The organism is Kitasatospora sp. NPDC004289 (assembly GCF_053602875.1).
In genome coordinates this window covers 1-16,513 of the sequence record NZ_JBSGEL010000113.1, presented here as the reverse complement: position 1 = coordinate 16,513, position 16,513 = coordinate 1, and the positions used below count along the sequence as shown (strand labels likewise).

General features: G+C 72.1%; 15 protein-coding genes. 5 read left to right on the top strand and 10 right to left on the bottom strand.

Features of this window, described 5'->3' with window-relative positions; all coding sequences use genetic code 11:
- The 8 genes from ACWEPF_RS37735 to ACWEPF_RS37700 form a co-directional block, all read right to left on the bottom strand.
- A partial coding sequence (locus ACWEPF_RS37735) for an ABC transporter permease (RefSeq protein WP_452176184.1) occupies positions 1–510 on the bottom strand: 510 nt, incomplete at its 3' end.
- Positions 511–561: 51 nt separating this feature from the next.
- The gene (locus tag ACWEPF_RS37730) at positions 562–723 is read right to left on the bottom strand and encodes a hypothetical protein (protein ID WP_452176183.1); all 162 of its coding nucleotides are present in this window, start codon (positions 721–723) and stop codon (positions 562–564) included.
- A gap of 169 nt (positions 724–892) precedes the next feature.
- Positions 893–1,576 carry a response regulator transcription factor gene (locus tag ACWEPF_RS37725; RefSeq protein ID WP_345289095.1) on the bottom strand — a complete coding sequence of 228 codons (684 nt, stop codon included), beginning with the start codon at positions 1,574–1,576 and terminating at the stop codon, positions 893–895.
- Positions 1,573–3,216 (bottom strand): sensor histidine kinase, encoded by a 1,644-nt coding sequence (locus ACWEPF_RS37720; protein WP_452176182.1) that lies wholly within the window; start codon positions 3,214–3,216, stop codon positions 1,573–1,575. Before ACWEPF_RS37720 ends, ACWEPF_RS37725 begins: the two co-directional genes overlap by 4 nt.
- A gap of 134 nt (positions 3,217–3,350) precedes the next feature.
- Complete coding sequence (locus tag ACWEPF_RS37715; RefSeq protein ID WP_452176181.1) at positions 3,351–3,809, bottom strand: GNAT family N-acetyltransferase; 459 nt, start codon at positions 3,807–3,809, stop codon at positions 3,351–3,353.
- The gene (locus ACWEPF_RS37710) at positions 3,809–4,744 is read right to left on the bottom strand and encodes an RluA family pseudouridine synthase (protein WP_345289091.1); all 936 of its coding nucleotides are present in this window, start codon (positions 4,742–4,744) and stop codon (positions 3,809–3,811) included. Before ACWEPF_RS37710 ends, ACWEPF_RS37715 begins: the two co-directional genes overlap by 1 nt.
- A gap of 107 nt (positions 4,745–4,851) precedes the next feature.
- Entirely contained in the window at positions 4,852–5,475 is a 624-nt protein-coding gene (gene lspA, locus ACWEPF_RS37705) for a signal peptidase II (RefSeq protein WP_452176186.1), read from the bottom strand.
- Between the two features lie 86 nt (positions 5,476–5,561).
- Complete coding sequence (locus tag ACWEPF_RS37700) at positions 5,562–6,152, bottom strand: TraR/DksA family transcriptional regulator (protein ID WP_452176180.1); 591 nt, start codon at positions 6,150–6,152, stop codon at positions 5,562–5,564.
- A gap of 523 nt (positions 6,153–6,675) precedes the next feature.
- On the opposite strand from ACWEPF_RS37700, the gene ileS reads away from it, so the two are divergent.
- Positions 6,676–9,804, top strand: a complete 3,129-nt coding sequence (ileS, locus tag ACWEPF_RS37695) for an isoleucine--tRNA ligase (protein WP_452176179.1) — start codon at positions 6,676–6,678, stop codon at positions 9,802–9,804.
- A gap of 173 nt (positions 9,805–9,977) precedes the next feature.
- Here the strand turns inward: ileS and ACWEPF_RS37690 are convergent, their stop codons facing one another.
- Complete coding sequence (locus ACWEPF_RS37690; protein WP_452176178.1) at positions 9,978–10,973, bottom strand: DMT family transporter; 996 nt, start codon at positions 10,971–10,973, stop codon at positions 9,978–9,980.
- An 82-nt stretch (positions 10,974–11,055) separates the two neighbouring features.
- Between ACWEPF_RS37690 and ACWEPF_RS37685 the strand changes: the two genes are divergently transcribed.
- Positions 11,056–11,889 (top strand): AraC family transcriptional regulator, encoded by an 834-nt coding sequence (locus ACWEPF_RS37685; RefSeq protein ID WP_452176177.1) that lies wholly within the window; start codon positions 11,056–11,058, stop codon positions 11,887–11,889.
- On the opposite strand, the gene ACWEPF_RS37680 is transcribed toward ACWEPF_RS37685, so the two are convergent.
- Positions 11,855–13,108 (bottom strand): cation:proton antiporter, encoded by a 1,254-nt coding sequence (locus ACWEPF_RS37680; RefSeq protein WP_452176185.1) that lies wholly within the window; start codon positions 13,106–13,108, stop codon positions 11,855–11,857. The genes ACWEPF_RS37685 and ACWEPF_RS37680 overlap by 35 nt on opposite strands.
- Before the next feature lie 588 nt (positions 13,109–13,696).
- Between ACWEPF_RS37680 and ACWEPF_RS37675 the strand changes: the two genes are divergently transcribed.
- From ACWEPF_RS37675 to ACWEPF_RS37665, 3 genes are read left to right on the top strand one after another with little or no spacing between them, the layout of a single operon-like run.
- The gene (locus ACWEPF_RS37675) at positions 13,697–15,208 is read left to right on the top strand and encodes an amino acid adenylation domain-containing protein (RefSeq protein WP_452176176.1); all 1,512 of its coding nucleotides are present in this window, start codon (positions 13,697–13,699) and stop codon (positions 15,206–15,208) included.
- Positions 15,205–15,474, top strand: coding sequence for an acyl carrier protein (locus ACWEPF_RS37670; protein ID WP_345279710.1), 270 nt, complete (start codon positions 15,205–15,207; stop codon positions 15,472–15,474). The genes ACWEPF_RS37675 and ACWEPF_RS37670 overlap by 4 nt, the downstream gene beginning before the upstream one ends.
- 5 nt (positions 15,475–15,479) lie before the next feature.
- Positions 15,480–16,436, top strand: coding sequence for a chlorinating enzyme (locus tag ACWEPF_RS37665; protein ID WP_452176175.1), 957 nt, complete (start codon positions 15,480–15,482; stop codon positions 16,434–16,436).
- The last annotated feature ends 77 nt before the right edge of the window (positions 16,437–16,513 follow it).

The following is a 16,513-nucleotide window of genomic DNA, read 5'->3' as shown; positions in this document are numbered from 1 at the left end:
GCCTCTACGCGGCCTTCCTGGACGAGCCGGTGGCCAAGGAGATGTTCCCCCGCCTGGACATGACCACCGCCGGACTGCTCTTCCCCACCGGCCGGCCCGCAGCGGGTGGCGGCCGTCCCGGTCACCGCCCGGGGCGTCGGGGGAGAAGTTGACCGCCAGGTTCTGCCGGGTCTGCTCGGCGTTCAGCGGGCGGCCGTCCTTGGCCGCCACGGTGGCGGTGCCCTCGACCACGGCACGGACGGAGGCGACGCCGGGCACCGTCCGCACCCGGTCGGCGAGTTCGGCGGTGAGCGTGGTGCGGCGGCCCTCGCCGTCGGGGGCCGACTCCGCCCTGACGGCGACGGCCACGCCGCGCAGGTCCTTGGCGGCGGCGCCGCGCAGGGCACCGGCGACGGTGTCGCCGAAGACCAGCGTGCCGGCGACGAAGGCCACCCCGAGGGTGACGGCGAGGGCGGTGACGACCAGTCGGGCGCGGTGCGCGAGCAGGCCGCGCAGGGCGGTGCGGAGCATGGTGGTGGTCTCGTTCCTGAGGTCCGGGGTCCGGGAGTGGTGGGGCGGGGCTCAGCCGGTCCGCTGCGCGGTGTCGAGGCGCCGCATCCGCTCCCGTACGTCCTCGGCGGTGGGCCCGTGCGGTTCGTCGCCGATCCGGCCGTCGGCCGGGACCACCCCCCGGTCGGCGCGGGCGGCGGCGGTGCGGGAACGGGCGGGGGCGTGCGTCGTCATGTCAGCTCCGGTCAGGGACGGGGTGGTTGACACCCATCCTCGGAGCGCCGGACGGCCGTACCGTCGGCCTCAGGGCCTGTCCCGGCGCTCTGCCCGGTGCCGGAGCCGGGGCCGCCCGTGCTCCCCCGGACGTACCGGCGCCTCCCTCTTCCGGCAGAGGCGACGGCCCCTACGAGCTCAGCCCCGAGCGGTGGGCGAGCACCGCCGCCTGGAGCCGGCTCCCGGTGCCGGTCTTCACCAGGACGGCGCTGACGTGGGTCTTCACCGTGCCCACCCCGATGCCCAGCCGGGTGCCGATCTCCGTGTTGGCCAGGCCCTCCCCCAGCAGCGCCAGCACCTCGCGCTCCCGCTCGGTGAGCGCGGCGAGGCGCTCCTGATGGGCCGTCGGCGCGGCGGGCACGGGCCCGGCGGCGCCGGCCAGCATCCGCTCGACCACGGTCCGGGTGACCCCGGGCGAGAGCACCGCGTCCCCGGCGGCGGCCGCCCGCACCGCGCTGACCAGCTGCTGCGGGCCCTCGTCCTTGAGCAGGAAGCCGGTGGCGCCGGAGCGCAGGGCCCGGGTGACGTTCCGTTCGTCGCCGAAGGTGGTGAGCATGACCACCTGCGGCCGGGGCTCCAGGGCCAGCAGCCGCTCGATCGCGGCCAGCCCGTCCAGCACCGGCATCCGGACGTCGACCAGCGCCACGTCGGGTCGGGTCTCGGCGGCGATCCGCACCGCCTCTTCGCCGTTGGCGGCCTCGCCCACCACCTCGATGCCCTCGGCATGACGCAGGATCAGCCGGACGCCGTGCCGCACCAGCACCTCGTCGTCGGCGAGCAGCACCCGGATCGGCCGGTCGGCGGGCAGGGTCACGGGTTCTCCCGGGGCGGTGTGGCCGGCACCGTCGGCACGGCGAAGCGGTCGATCGCGGCGAGCGTCTCGCCGCGGAAGCAGTAACGGGTGATCAGGACGCCGCCATCCGGGGGCGGCTCCCCGAACGGGTAGGTCGAGTAGAGGCAGCCGGTCACGTCCGCGGGGTGCACCGGTTCCCGTCCGGTGGCCGCCGCCCGGGCCAGCGCGCTGTCCCCGTAGACGGCCTGCTCCACCTCGGTGCGGGACATCCCGAGCGCGGGCTCGCGGTGCGTCCGGCCGCCGTCCTCCGGTGCCGGGAAGGCCTGCGAGACCGTCAGCAGTCCGAAGAGCATCGTCACGCCGACCCCCAGCAGCCCGAGCAGGGCGCCGACCGCCCGCCCGGCTCCCCGTCCGGCTCCGCCGGCGGCGGCACCACCGGCGCCCGGCACCGTCTCGGGGGTCCGGACCGCGGCCGGTCCGGGCTCGGCCGGCATCGAGGCCGTCACGGAGTAGCCGCCGTCCGCCGAGGGCCCGGCCGCCAGCGAGCCGCCGAGCAGGGCCAGCCGCTCGCGCAGCCCGATCTGGCCGCGCCCGGTGCCCAGCCCGGTCCGGGCCTGCGGCGGCACCGGCGGCAGGCCGTTGCGCACCTCCACCTCGACCCGGTCCCCGGTGTGGCGGACGGCCACCGTGACCTCGGCCCCCAGGGCGTACCGGTGGACGTTGGTGAGGGCCTCGCGCACCACCCGGTGCACGGCGTGCCGCACCCGGGCCGGCCGCCCGTCCAGGTCGGGCCCCTCCCAGCGGACCGTCACCGGGACGCCCGCCGCGCGGGACTCCCCCACCAGCTCCTCCACGTCGGCCCGGGTACCGGTCGCACCGGTCGCGGCGGCGGGGCCGCCCTCCGGCTCCAAGGGGCCCAGCACGCCGAGCAGTTCGCGCAGCTCCCGCATCGCCTCGCCGACCGAGCGGCGCACCAGGGCCGCCTCGTCCCGCAGCTCGGGCGACTGCTCCCCCATCGCCATCTCCAGGCCGCCCGCGTGCAGCGAGACCACGCTCAGCCGATGGCCGATCAGATCGTGCATCTCGGCGGCGATCCGGGACCGCTCCTGCGTCCGGGCCTCGCTGTCCGCGAACCGCCGGGCCGTCTCCGCCGCCTCGGCCCGCTCCCGCAGCGCCCGCAGCAGCCGCTCCTCCTGCCCGCCCGTCCCGCCCAGCAGCCCGGGCAGCACCAGCGTGCTGGCGGCCAGCACCACGCCGACGCCGAGCCCGAACGCGTGGCCGCCGTACCCGAGCGAGGGCGCGGCCGCCGTGGCGACGAGCACCGTCAGACCGCTCGCCGCGAGCAGCGCCGCGATCCGGTGCCGCGGCTCGGTGAGCCGCCTGGCGGTGGAGTACGCCACCACGGCGGCCGGCAGTCCGGCCGGCGGGTACAGGCCGAGCACCGCGGCCGCGGCCGCCAACGCCACCAGCGGGAAGCGCCGGCGGAGCGTCAGCGGCACCAGCGCGGCGGCCCCCAGCAGCAGCTGGCCCGGGACGGCCGGCCCGGGGCCCTGCAGGACCAGCTGGGCGGCCAGCACCAGCACGGCGAGGCCGAGCGGCCCGGCGCAGGCGTGCCAGCGCGGCCGGTCCGGCGCCGGAGCGGTGGGAAGGAAGGACGGCATCGGACCATTCTCCGGTGCGGGGCCGGCCGGTCCGGTACGCCCCCGGGACGACCGGGTCTCTGTCGAAGGTCGGAGAAGCGGCAGGGCCCGGGCGGACGCCACGTCCACCCGGGCCCCGAAGACCGTCCGGGCGCTCAGAGCATCCGGGTCATGGTCCGGTGCGGGATGCCGGCGTCCTGGTAGACCGGACCCTCGGCCACGTAGCCGAGCCGCTCGTAGAAGCCCAGCGCCTGCACCTGGGCGTGCAGTTCCAGCTCGGTGCCGCCCTGCTCGCGCCCGGCCGCCTCCAGCGCCCGGACCAGCTCGGCGCCGAGCCCGGTGCCGCGCGCCTCCTTGCGCACCGCGAGCCGCCCGAGCAGCACCCGGCCCTGACGGCCCGTCATCCCGAGCGCCACGGCGCCGTGGATCAGCCGCCCGGTGCCGAGCGCCGTACCGTCCTCGGCGACCGCCAGCACGTGCACCGAGGTGGCGTCGTGCTCGTCGTACTCCAGCTCCACCGGCACGCCCTGCTCGACCACGAAGACCTCGTGCCGGACCTCCCGGACGAGCGCCAGGTCGGCCTCGGTCACCGCGGTCCGCAGTTCGGCGCCCATCAGCTCTCCGAGGCGATGATGTCGAGGGCCCGCTGCAGGTCCTCCGGGTACGGGCTGGCGAACTGGACCCACTGGCCGTCCGAGGGGTGCTCGAAGCCCAGCTGCACCGCGTGCAGCCACTGGCGGGTCAGCTTGAGCCGCTTGGCCAGCGTCGGGTCGGCGCCGTAGGTCAGGTCACCGACGCAGGGGTGGCGCAGCGCGGACATGTGCACCCGGATCTGGTGGGTGCGGCCGGTCTCCAGCTTGATGTCCAGCAGCGAGGCCGCCCGGTACGCCTCGATCAGGTCGTAGTGGGTGACGGAGTGCTTGCCGTCGCGGGTGACGGCCCACTTCCAGTCCGAGCTGGGGTGGCGGCCGATCGGCGCGTCCACGGTGCCGCTCATCGGGTCCGGGTGACCCTGGACCAGGGTGTTGTACTTCTTCTCCACGACCCGGTCGTGGAACTGACGCTTGAGATCGGTGTACGCGCGCTCGGACTTGGCGACCACCATCAGGCCGGAGGTGCCGACGTCCAGGCGGTGCACGATGCCCTGGCGCTCGGCCGCGCCGGAGGTGGAGATCCGGTACCCGGCGGCGGCCAGGCCGCCGATCACGGTCGGGCCGGTCCAGCCCGGGCTCGGGTGCGCGGCCACGCCGACCGGCTTGTCGATCAGCACGATGTCGTCGTCGTCGTGGACGATCCGCATGCCCTCGACGTGCTCGGCCACCACCTGGACGGCGGCGGCGGGGGCCGGGATCTCGACCTCCAGCCAGGCGCCGGCGGACACCCGGTCCGACTTGCCGGCCGTGGTGCCGTCGATGGTCACCTTCCCCTCGGCGGCGAGCTCGGCCGCCTTGGTCCGGGAGAACCCGAACATCCGGGCCAGTGCGGCGTCGAGGCGCTCGCCCTCCAGGCCGTCGGGAACGGGGAGGCTGCGGGTCTGTGCGGTACTCACCCGTACGAGTATGCCGGACCGGCCCCCCGCCGGATCACAGCGGAGGCTTCACCACGGCCGTGCGGCCCCTCGTGCCGCCCGCCCGTTCCCCTCCCCCGCGGAGCGCGCTACTCGCCCTTGGACGAGGCCGGCGCCGTCGTCCCGTCGGGGTTGCTCCCCTTGAACGACAGCAGCACCACCAGGATCCCGCCGCAGACGATCGCGCAGTCCGCCAGGTTGAAGACCGCGAAGTGCTGCACCGAGATGAAGTCCACGACGTGCCCGCGGAAGACCCCCGGCGAGCGGAACAGACGGTCCGTCAGGTTCCCCAGCGCCCCGCCGAGCAGCAACCCGAGCGCGATCGCCCAGGGGAGGCTGTAGAGCTTGCGGGCGATCCGCCAGATCACCACGATCACGGCGGCGGCGATCGCGGTGAAGACCACCGTCATCGCCTGGCCCATCCCGAACGCCGCCCCGGGGTTGCGGATCACCTGGAAGGTGGCGAACTCCCCGATCACCTCGATGGCCTGGTGGCCCTCCAGCCGGGCGACCACCAGGAGCTTGCTGCCCAGGTCGATCAGGTAGGCCAGCAGCGCCACCACCAGCAGCACGCTCACCCGGCGCCGCCGCACCGCCTCGGCGGCGGCCGCGGCGGCGGAGTCGGGCTCGGTGGTCACGGCGGCCTCCGCGGCGTCGGGGGCGGGCTGGACGGCGTCGTCCTGGGTCTGGGGGGAACCTGGGGTGCTGATGATCCGCTCCGCTGCCGGGTGGGGTGGACAGGTCGTCGGGGTCGAGCGTACGGCACCCGCCCGACCCCGTGGCCCAGCCGTTACATCTCCTACCTGCGCTCCTGCTTGGCCTTGCAGGTGACGCAGAGCGTCGCCCTCGGGAAGGCCTGGAGCCGGGCCTTGCCGACGGCCTGGCCGCAGGACTCGCAGACGCCGAAGCCGACGCCCTCCAGGCGGGCCAGCGCGCGCTCGGTCTGGGCCAGGCTGTCCCGGGCGTTGTTGGCCAGGGCCAGCTCGCTCTCCCGGTTGATGTTCTTCGTCCCGGCGTCCACCTGGTCGTCGCCGGCCCCGTCGTTGGAGTCCCGCATCAGGCCGTTGAGGGCCTGCTCGGCGGCGGCGATCTCGCCGCGCAGCCGGGCCGCGTCCTCGTTCAGCTCCTGGTGCAGCTCCTGGACCTCGGCCGCCGTCCACGGGTCCTCGCCGGGGCGGACCGGGAGCTCCGCCGGGTCCACCGACTCCGCGCCCCGCGCTCCGCTGCCCGCCGGGGCGTGGTTGCGGCTGGTGGCGGCCACCCTGCCGGTGCTGGTGCTGGTCTTGCGCCGTGTAGTGGTCACGGTCCCCTCCCCTGAGTCGCCCGCCACGGCCTTGTGCGTCCGCTTGCCGGCGGTGGTGGTGGTAGCACCACTTGCCTTCTCAGCCATGGCTTCGACCTCATCTACGAACGAAACGAACCGCCGGTTCCCGGCGGTTTCCGTGCCGGAACGATAATCCCCATCGAATCCCCCCACAATGGGACATACCGATACGGCCGCCGGTTCCCACCCGTTCCGACCCGGCCGGCCGCCCAGCCCGGATGCTGACCAGGTTGTGCCCAGATCGTCACCCGCTAACCACGCCGTTCGCGGCGCCCCTGCGGCGTGCGACGCAAAGCGGTTGTGCGGGCCGATACACTGAGCGCTGCAAGGCGCTGATGGGACGAGTACCGACGTACGCAGCCAGGAGCGACCCGGGGACGGTGCGAGCCCGGGGGTGTGCGCGGCGGGAAGATCACCCCGGAGCTGCCGGAAGAGGGGCCTGACGGCCCGTTAGAACCGGCTGCAAACCCAAACAAGTGGGCCGCACCGGCAGTTCGCGGCCAAGGAGGGTGGTACCGCGGGGCGGCCTGTCCGTCTCGTCCCTCCGTCGGAAGCCAGTCCACGCATCCGTCGGAGGAAGACGCCCGCGATGAGCACCTACAACTCCGTCCCCGCGCAGGTCGACCTGCCCGCGCTGGAGCACCAGATCCTCTCCTTCTGGCAGGACCAGAAGGTCTTCCAGCGCACCCTGGAGCAGTCCGAGGGCCGCCCCGAGTGGGTCTTCTACGAGGGCCCGCCGACCGCCAACGGCATGCCCGGCGCCCACCACATCGAGGCACGCGTCTTCAAGGACGTCTTCCCGCGCTTCAAGACCATGAAGGGCTACCACGTCGCCCGCAAGGCCGGCTGGGACTGCCACGGCCTCCCGGTCGAGCTGGCCGTGGAGAAGGAGCTGGGCTTCTCCGGCAAGAAGGACATCGAGGCGTACGGCATCGCCGAGTTCAACGCCAAGTGCCGCGAGTCGGTCACCCGCCACACCGACGAGTTCGTGAAGCTCACCGAGCGGATGGGCTACTGGGTCGACCTCGACCAGGCCTACCGCACCATGGACCCCTCCTACATCGAGTCGGTCTGGTGGTCGCTCCAGCAGATCTTCGACAAGGGCCTGCTCGTCCAGGACCACCGCGTCGCCCCCTGGTGCCCGCGCTGCGGCACCGGCCTGTCCGACCACGAGCTGGCCCAGGGCTACGAGACCGTGGCCGACCCCTCGGTCTACATCCGCTTCCCGCTCACCTCCGGCCCGCTCGCGGGCACCGCCTCGCTGCTGGCCTGGACCACCACCCCGTGGACCCTGGTCTCCAACACCGCCGTCTCGGTCAACCCCGAGGTGACCTACGTCGTCGCCACCGACGGCACCGAGCAGATCGTCGTCGCGCGGGACCTCCTGGCGAACGCCCTGGGCGAGGGGTGGGAGGAGACCGGCCGGTCCTTCACCGGCGCCGAGATGGAGCGGTGGAGCTACCAGCCCCCGTTCTCCATCGTCACGCTCGAAGGCGCCAACATCGTCCTCAACGGTGACCACGTCACCACCGAGATCGGTAGCGGTCTGGTCCACACCAACCCCGCCTTCGGTGAGGACGACTACAAGATCTGCAAGGCGTACGGGCTGCCGCTGGTCAACCCGGTCCGCCAGGACGGCACCTTCGAGGCCGACCTCGACCTGGTCGGCGGCGTCTTCTTCAAGAAGGCCGACGAACTGGTCCTCGCCGACCTCAAGGAGCGCGGGCTGCTCTTCCGCCACGAGGTCTTCGAGCACAGCTACCCGCACTGCTGGCGCTGCCACACCGCGCTGCTCTACTACGCGCAGCCCTCCTGGTACGTCCGGACCACCCAGGTCAAGGACGCCATGATCCGGGAGAACGAGGCCACCAACTGGCACCCGGAGAACGTCAAGCACGGCCGCTTCGGCGACTGGCTGAACAACAACATCGACTGGGCGCTCAGCCGCAACCGCTACTGGGGCACCCCGCTGCCGATCTGGCGCTGCGAGGAGGACCACCTCACCTGCGTCGGCTCGCTGGCCCAGCTCTCCGAGCTCTCCGGCACCGACCAGTCCGAGCTCGACCCGCACCGCCCGTTCATCGACGGGGTCACCTTCGCCTGCCCGCAGTGCTCCGCCACGGCGACCCGGGTGCCCGAGGTGATCGACGCCTGGTACGACTCGGGCTCGATGCCCTTCGCCCAGTACGGCTACCCGTACCAGAACAAGGAGCTCTTCGAGCAGCGCTACCCGGCGCAGTTCATCTCCGAGGCGATCGACCAGACCCGCGGCTGGTTCTACACCCTGATGGCCGTCGGCACCCTGGTGTTCGACAAGTCCTCGTACGAGAACGTGGTGTGCCTCGGTCACATCCTGGCCGAGGACGGCCGGAAGATGTCCAAGCACCTGGGCAACATCCTCCAGCCCATCCCGCTGATGGACCAGCACGGCGCCGACGCCGTGCGCTGGTTCATGGCCGCGGGCGGCTCGCCCTGGTCCGCGCGCCGGGTGGGACACGGCACCATCCAGGAGGTGGTCCGCAAGACCCTCCTCACCTACTGGAACACCGTCGCCTTCCAGGCCCTCTACGCCCGCACCGCCGACTGGGCCCCGTCCGCGGCCGACCCGGCCCCGGCCGACCGTCCGCAGCTGGACAAGTGGGTGCTCTCCGAGCTGAACACCCTGGTCCGCGAGGTGGACGCGGCGCTGGAGGCCTTCGACACCCAGCGGGCCGGCAAGCTGCTCTCCGGCTTCGTCGACGACCTCTCCAACTGGTACGTCCGCCGCGGCCGCCGCCGCTTCTGGCAGGGCGACGCCGCCGCACTGGCCACCCTGCACGAGGCCCTGGAGACCGTCACCCGCCTGATGGCCCCGCTCACCCCGTTCATCACCGAGCGGGTCTGGCAGGACCTGGTCGTCCCGGTCGCCCCGGACGCTCCCGGCTCGGTGCACCTGGCCACCTGGCCGGTGGCGGACGAGACCCTGATCGACACCGAGCTCTCCCGGAACATGGCACTGGTCCGCCGCCTGGTCGAGCTCGGCCGGGCCACCCGGGCCGAGTCGGGCGTGAAGACCCGTCAGCCGCTCTCCCGGGCGCTGATCGCCGCCCAGGGCTGGGACGAGCTGCCGGGCGACCTGCGGGCGCAGATCGCCGAGGAGCTGAACGTCTCGGTGCTCGAGTCGCTGACCGAGGTCGGCGGTTCGCTGGTGGACACCACCGCGAAGGCCAACTTCCGGGCCCTCGGCAAGCGCTTCGGCAAGGGCGTCCAGGACGTGGCCAAGGTGGTCGCGGCCGCCGACGCCGCCGCACTGGCCGCTTCGCTGCGGTCCTCCGGCACCGCCTCGGTGGAGCTCAACGGCGAGACCGTCGAGCTGACCCCGGACGAGGTCATCATCACCGAGACCCCGCGCGAGGGCTGGGCCGTCGCCAACGAGGCCGGCGCCACCGTCGCCCTCGACCTGGCCATCACCCCGGAGCTCAAGCGGCTCGGCATCGCCCGCGACGCCATCCGCCAGATCCAGGAGGCCCGCAAGAACTCCGGCCTGGACGTCGCCGACCGCATCGTCCTGCGCTGGCGCGCCACCGACGAGGCCACCGTCGAGGCCATCGCCGAGCACGGCCACCTGGTCGCCGAGGAGGTCCTCGCGACCGACTTCGCCGCCGGCTCCGCCGACTGGCAGTCCGAGACCTTCACCGACGAGGGCCTCGGCCTCCACTTCCAGCTCCGCAAGGCCTGACCCGTCCCGAAGGGGCGCCCGGGAGCACCTCCCGGGCGCCCCTTCGGCGTGCGTGGCCACTCCGAGGACGCGAGGAACCGCGCGCGGCAGAGGTCCGCGCGTGCGACTGACCCACCGTCAGTCGCACGCGCGGACCTCGGCCGCGCGCGGTGTGCTCCGCTCCGGACCCTCCGTCAGGAACTCGCCGACCGGCCGACCTCGCTCGTCCTGGCCTCGACCGGGCTCGGCGCCGGCACGGCCTCGGCGGGCGCGGCGGGCGGCGCCGGCACGGCGGGCGCGCGGCGGGGCAGCTTGCCCTGCGTCACCGCCAGGACCGCCCCGAGCACCAGCACCAGCGCACCCGTGCCCTGGATCCAGCCGAACGACTCCCCGAGCAGCAGGGTCGCGCACAGGGTGTTGACGATCGGCACGTTGAACATCATCAGCGAGGCCCGCGCGGGCCCCACCGAGCCGACGCCCCGGTAGTAGAGGAGGTTGGCGACGGCGGCCGCGCCGACGGCCAGGTAGGCGGAGTTCCACCAGACGCCGGCGGGCAGGTCCGACCAGACCACCTCGCCGAGGTCGGGCGCCGCGAGGACACCCAGCAGCACCGCCCCGGCGCAGGTCGCGTAGGTGGTGGCCCGCAGCGGGTCGACGCCCGCCAGGACCCGGGGGCCGATCAGCGTGTAGGCCGCCCAGCAGACGGCGCTGAGCACGAAGAGCGCGTCACCGAGCAGCCGGGACGAACCGCCCGATCCGTGCCCACCGGCCCCGACGAAGAACACCGCCGCGCCCGCGAGCCCCAGGCTCAACCCCGTCACCCGAGCCCAACTCGCCTTCTCCTTGCCGGTGATGAGCAGGAAGGTGTTGGTCAGCAGCGGGCTCATCACCGGAATGAGAATGCCGGCGTCGAGGGACGGGGCGAGCGACAGGCCCCAGAAGAAGAACCCGTTGTAGGCGAAGACGCCCAGCACGCCGGCGGCCGCCGCGAGCCACCCGCTGCGGGCCGGCACCCGGACTTGGCGGTTGCCGAACATCGCCACCGCCAGGAGCAGCGCCACCGCGCCACCGCCGAAGCGCAGGAGCGCACCCACCGAGTGCGGCACGTTCTGCACGACCATCTTGGAGCTGGAGAAGGAGCTGCCCCAGAGCACCATGGTCGTGAGGAGGAGGATGTACGGATTGCTCATCCGACGTGATGTTCCCATGATCCAACCTTCTTCGAGTTCACCGGCCGTGTCTTGAACGCTGGTGCGCGGCCACAATGGGTTCATGTCAACGGCAAGCAGCTGGGTACGGTACTGGCGGGACGGCGCCCGCTCCCTGGAAGCCATGCACGCGCACTTCCGCAATCACGTGTACGCGCCGCACAGCCACGACACGTACTCCTTCGGCATCACCGACCTCGGCGCCCAGAGCTTCCACTGCCGTGGGGCCAACCACACCAGCGGCGCCGGCATGGTGATGGCGTTCAACCCGGACGAGGTCCACGACGGCCAGGCCGCAGCCGAGTTGGGCTACCAGTACCGGATCGTGCACATCGGCCCGGCGGTCGTCCGCGACGTCCTCGCCGACGCCGCCGCCCGCACGACGGGAGCCATGCCGCTGTTCGTCCGCCCGGTGCTGACCGATCCGGTGCTCACCACGCTGCTGGCCCGCCTGCACGGTGCGCTCGTCGAGGGGGCGGGCCCCGTCGAACGGGACGAGCTGCTCACGGCGACCGTCCTGGCCCTGGCCGAACGCGGGTCGACGAAGGCGCCGCGCACCCGGGGCCTGGACGGCACCGCGCAGCGTCGGGCGGCCCGGCGTGCCCGCGAACGGCTGGACGAGTGCTTCCTCGACCAGCTGTCCGCGGACGACCTGGCGGCCGACGCCGGCTGCAGCCGCTTCGCCCTGTACCGGGCGTTCCGGGCGGAGTTCGGCCTGGCTCCCAGCGAGTACCAGCGTCTGCTGCGGCTGCGCCGGGCGCGGCAGCTGCTGGTCGGCGGCCTGACGCCCGCTCAGGCCGCGGCGTCCGTGGGCTTCGCGGACCAGGCCCATCTCGGCCGGTGGTTCAGGCGCACGTACGGCATCACTCCGGCGATCTACCAGCGGGCGACCCACTGACCGCGCCGGCCCCGGCGAGCACGGACTCGACCGGCTCCGCCGACGGGACCGGCTCCTCCGGCGCGGGCCCCGCTCCCGCGGCCCGCAGGAGCGGCGCGGTCATCACGGTGGTGACCAGCGCCACGATGGTCAGCAGGCCGAGCATCTGCTGGCTGATGATGTGGGCCTGGTAGCCGATCTGGATCACCACCAGTTCGGTCAGTCCGCGGGCGTTGAGCAGCACTCCGAGGACGGCCGAATCCCGCCAGGGCAGTCCGGTCAGCCGGGCGCACAGGCCGGGACCGACCAGCTTGCCCACGATCGCGACGGCCAGGAGCGCCAGCAGGACCAGGCCGGCCCCGCCGTCGAGGTGGAGCGAGCGCAGGTCGAGGTTCAGACCGAAGCCCAGGAAGAAGAACGGCAGGAGGACGGTCTTGGCCGTCGACGCCAGTGGGGCGGCGGCCGCGACCGCGATCCGGTTCCCCTGCGGCCAGACCAGGCCCACCAGCAGGGCGCCGATGAGCTGGTGAATGCCCAGCATCGCCGTGAGGGTGGAGACCGCGCCCACGGCGATCACCAGCAGGACCGCGGCGCTCGGCGCCCGCTTGGCCCAGTCCGTCCGGTCGGGCACCTTCGTCGCGAGCCGGCGCAGCGGCCCGACGAACAGCGCGACCAGCACGAGCACGGCAACTGCCCTTCCCAGCAGGGCAGTCGGGTCCGAGCCGTGCGCGAGCGAGAGGATGACGGACAGGATCAGCCAGCTGCCGCCGTCGCCGACCGCCGCGGCGAACAGGCTGAGCTGCCCGGGCCTGGTCCGGGTGAGGCCGAGGTCGCCGAGGATGCGCGCGAGCACGGGGAACGCGGTGATGCTCAGCGCGCAGCCGATGAACAACACGAAGGCCACGGGCCGGACTTCGGTCCCCATGTACTGGCCCATCAGGGGCAGGGCGATCAGGACTCCCGCCGCGAACGGCACCAGCAGGGAGGCCTGACTGATCAGCAGGGCTTGCGGAGCCGCACCACGCAGCCGCATGGCGCCGAGCTCCTGCCCCACTCCGAACATGAACAGCACGAGGCCCAGCTGCGCCAGACCGTTGAACATCGGGACGACGCCCGGAGGAAAGAGGAAGTGAGCGACCCCTGGTGCCACCGACCCCAGGAAGGAGGGACCGAGAAGAAGTCCGCCTACGATCTCACCAGTCACTCGCGGCTGGCGCAAGAGAATGGCAACACGTCCCATGATGTGAGATACGGCCAGGACGGCGGAAACGCCCAGGAAGAAGTGTCCGACCGTATCCAGAATGGATGATTCCGCTCCGGTTGGGCTTTTTTCGACAACAGGCCCCGCCACCTGGAGTGATACGGCGATCACCACGAGCGCCGGCGCCAGGATCGTGAGCGCGATCGCGGTCCGAGTCCGCCGCCGAGGTCCTGCTTGTCCGGATTCGAGTAGTCGGATTTTCGCCAAGTCTCCCCCTTGGAAGCCGAGTTGGGCCCAGGGGCTGCGACTCGGATCACACTGACGTCCCGTCAGGATCACGCCACCCCCGGCGTCCGCCGCCTACTCGGAGTGAGCAGTGGGACGCAAGCTGCGAGCGAGTCAACCCCGAAAATTGCTCACTAGTCCATCAGGTGTGACGGATGTCACATGATCTTGACGATCTTGTCCGTGGCGTGTCAGCGTCGATAGCGGCCCACCAGCCACCGGGGATTGCGTCTCGTAATGCGAGACGTGAATTGAGGTACAACAGAACAGAAATGGGGGGTTCAAATGGATCGATCTGTTTCCATCGAGGCTGAAATCGGCCTTTTGGCGATGTTCCGGGAAATGGCCTCCACCCATGCGGGGCGCACGGCACTGTCCGCCGAGGGCAGGCGCTACACGTACCGCGAGCTCGACGCCTGGTCGGACCGCATCGGACAGCTGCTCAAGGGCCGTGGTGTGCGGCAGGGCGACAGGGTCGCCCTGCGGATGCTTCCCGGTGCCGAGGCGATCGCCGCCATGATCGGCGTCCTGAAGGCGGGGGCGGCCTACGTTCCGCTGGACGTCCGGCACCCGTCGGCCAGAAGGAGCTTCATCCTCGCCGACAGCGAGTCGACCGTGCTGATCGGCGACCCGGGCGAGGGGCACGACACCGCGAGCGTCGCGGTGATCGCCGAGTCGGAGATCGCCGCACTGGCCGAGGGCCCGACCGGCGAGCCGTTGACGGTCGTCGACGACGCCTCCGCCGAGGCGTACGTGATCTACACGTCGGGCACCACCGGTACCCCCAAGGGCGTCCCGGTACAACACCGCCACGCGGGAGCGCTGTTCACCGCTGCCGGGGCGGCCTTCGAGTTCGACGAGCGGGACCGCTGGCTCCTCTTCCACTCCCTCGCCTTCGACTTCTCGGTCTGGGAGATCTGGGGCGCGCTCACCACGGGCGCGGAGCTGGTGGTGCTGCCGCACTGGGCCGCACGCTCGCCCGAGAAGTACCTCCAGGTCATCGTGGACGCGGGCGTCACGGTGCTCAGCCAGACGCCCACGGCCTTCACCGCGCTCGCCGCGGCGGCACTGCGCTCGGAGCACGACCTGGCGGGCCTGCGCTACGTCGTCTTCGGCGGCGAGAAGCTGGTGCCCGCGACGCTCCACCCGTGGGCGAAGCGGTACGGTCTGGAGCAACCCCGCCTGGTCAACGGCTACGGGATCACCGAGACCACGGTCTTCACCACCTTCCACGAGGTCGGGACGGACGACCTGGCCTCGAACCGCTCCGTCATCGGTACCGCCCTGCCGGGCTTCCGGCTCCGGGTGGTCGACGAGAACGGCCGGGACGTCGAGGACGGAGAGGCCGGCGAGCTGTGGCTGGCCGGCCCGCAGGTCACCGACGGGTACCTCAAGCGTCCCGACCTGACCGCGGACAAGTACCCGCTGGTCACGGAGCAGGACACCGGCGAGGCGGTCCGCTACTACCGCTCCGGCGACCTGGTGACCCGGCTGCCCGACGGTGCGCTGGCGTACATCGGCCGCGCCGACCTCCAGGTGAAGCTCCGCGGCTACCGCATCGAACTCAGCGACATCGAGGCCGTGGTCCGCACCCATCCGGGGGTGCTCGACGCGGTGGTCCAGGTACGGGAGTTCAAGGCCGGCGACGACCGGCTGGTCTGCGCCTTCGTCGCCCGCGACGAGGACGGAGCCCCTGACGCCGCGGACCTGCGCCGGCACGTCAAGGACCAACTGCCCGCCTACATGCAGCCGGCCCGCTACCTGCGGCTGCCGGAACTGCCGAGCACGGTCAACGGGAAAGTCGATCGGGCCGCTGTCGCCCGGTCATGGAACGAAACGGCTGTCAACGCATGACTGAACTGACACACGGCGGAGAGCAACTGGCTGAGGCTCAGGCGCTGATCCTGGCATGGGCCGAGGAGCTCCTCGAGGAGCCGGTCACCACCGAGGACAACTTCCTCGACCTGGGCGGCCACTCGGCCCTCGCACTCGAACTGGGCAACCGGATCAACGAGCGCTTCGGCGTCGAGCTGGACATCGAGGTGCTCTTCGAGGACAGCCTCGGCAAGGTCGCCGCCAGCGTCCTCCACCCCACCAACACCCCCGTACAGAGCGGATGACACTGATGACGACTTCCGAGCAGACGACGTTCACCCTGACCGCGGCCGAGCTGGAGCAGTTCGAGCGGGACGGCTTCCTCGGCCCCATCAAGATCTACGAGGTCGAGGAGATGGAGGAGCGCTGGAAGACCATCCAGCGCGAGCTGCGCGACCGCTCCCACGCCATCTACCCGGTGGGTGAGGGCAAGGCGAGCAGCATCTCCAACTACGACCGGCACCTGGACATCGACCTGCTGTCCGAGCACATCCTCAAGGGCGAGATCGTCGACCGGGTCGCCTCGATCCTCGGCCCGAACCTCCTGTGCTGGCGCAGCGAGTTCTTCCCCAAGTACCAGGGCGACGAGGGCACCGACTGGCACCAGGCCGCGACCTTCGCGCACGCCAGCGGCAGCCCCCAGATCCTCTGGCCCTCCGAGAACGGCCTGCCGGCCTTCGGCGGGACCATCACCGTGTGGACCGCCTTCACGCACTCCACCAAGGAGAACGGCTGCCTGCAGCTGATGCCCGGCACGCACAAGTTCATGAACTACGACGAGTCGAAGGGCATGGAGTACGAGGCCGAGGCGTTCAACGCCCGTGAGAAGGACGGCATCAAGCGCGGCTTCTTCGGCTACGACTACCGCCAGCTGCAGAAGGACCCCAACTGGAGCCCGGACGAGTCCCAGGCGTTCCCCCTGGTGATGAAGCCGGGCGAGTGCGTGATCTTCTGGTCCACGCTCATGCACGCCTCGCTGCCGCACACCGGCACCAAGAAGGACTACCGCATGGGCTACGCGGCCCGCTTCGTACCCACCCAGGTCCAGGTCTACCCGGGCACCGAAGAGGTGAGCGAGTACGGCGGCGGCATCGTGCTCGACAAGTACGGCACCGTCCTGGTCTCCGGTGAGGACACCTACGGCCACAACCGGGTGGCGAAGGAGAGCCAGCGCGGCTTCGAGTTCGTACCGCGCCAGCAGGCCTGACCCCGGATCCCTGCGGCGGAGGCGGCTTCGGCGGCAGCGAGGCGCCGTTGACCGAGCTGGGTGCGCTGGCCGAGCGC

What these genes read in the sequence shown, in the direction of transcription:
- ACWEPF_RS37720 (WP_452176182.1), bottom strand. Translation starts at nt 3,216, where the DNA reads ATGCCGTCCTTCCTTCCCACCGCTCCGGCGCCGGACCGGCCGCGCTGG.
- ACWEPF_RS37670 (WP_345279710.1), top strand. Translation starts at nt 15,205, where the DNA reads ATGACTGAACTGACACACGGCGGAGAGCAACTGGCTGAGGCTCAGGCG.
- ACWEPF_RS37665 (WP_452176175.1), top strand. Translation starts at nt 15,480, where the DNA reads ATGACGACTTCCGAGCAGACGACGTTCACCCTGACCGCGGCCGAGCTG.
- ACWEPF_RS37685 (WP_452176177.1), top strand. Translation starts at nt 11,056, where the DNA reads ATGTCAACGGCAAGCAGCTGGGTACGGTACTGGCGGGACGGCGCCCGC.
- ACWEPF_RS37700 (WP_452176180.1), bottom strand. Translation starts at nt 6,152, where the DNA reads ATGGCTGAGAAGGCAAGTGGTGCTACCACCACCACCGCCGGCAAGCGG.
- ACWEPF_RS37690 (WP_452176178.1), bottom strand. Translation starts at nt 10,973, where the DNA reads ATGAGCAATCCGTACATCCTCCTCCTCACGACCATGGTGCTCTGGGGC.
- ACWEPF_RS37730 (WP_452176183.1), bottom strand. Translation starts at nt 723, where the DNA reads ATGACGACGCACGCCCCCGCCCGTTCCCGCACCGCCGCCGCCCGCGCC.
- ACWEPF_RS37715 (WP_452176181.1), bottom strand. Translation starts at nt 3,809, where the DNA reads ATGGGCGCCGAACTGCGGACCGCGGTGACCGAGGCCGACCTGGCGCTC.
- ACWEPF_RS37680 (WP_452176185.1), bottom strand. Translation starts at nt 13,108, where the DNA reads ATGGGACGTGTTGCCATTCTCTTGCGCCAGCCGCGAGTGACTGGTGAG.
- ACWEPF_RS37675 (WP_452176176.1), top strand. Translation starts at nt 13,697, where the DNA reads ATGGCCTCCACCCATGCGGGGCGCACGGCACTGTCCGCCGAGGGCAGG.
- ileS (WP_452176179.1), top strand. Translation starts at nt 6,676, where the DNA reads ATGAGCACCTACAACTCCGTCCCCGCGCAGGTCGACCTGCCCGCGCTG.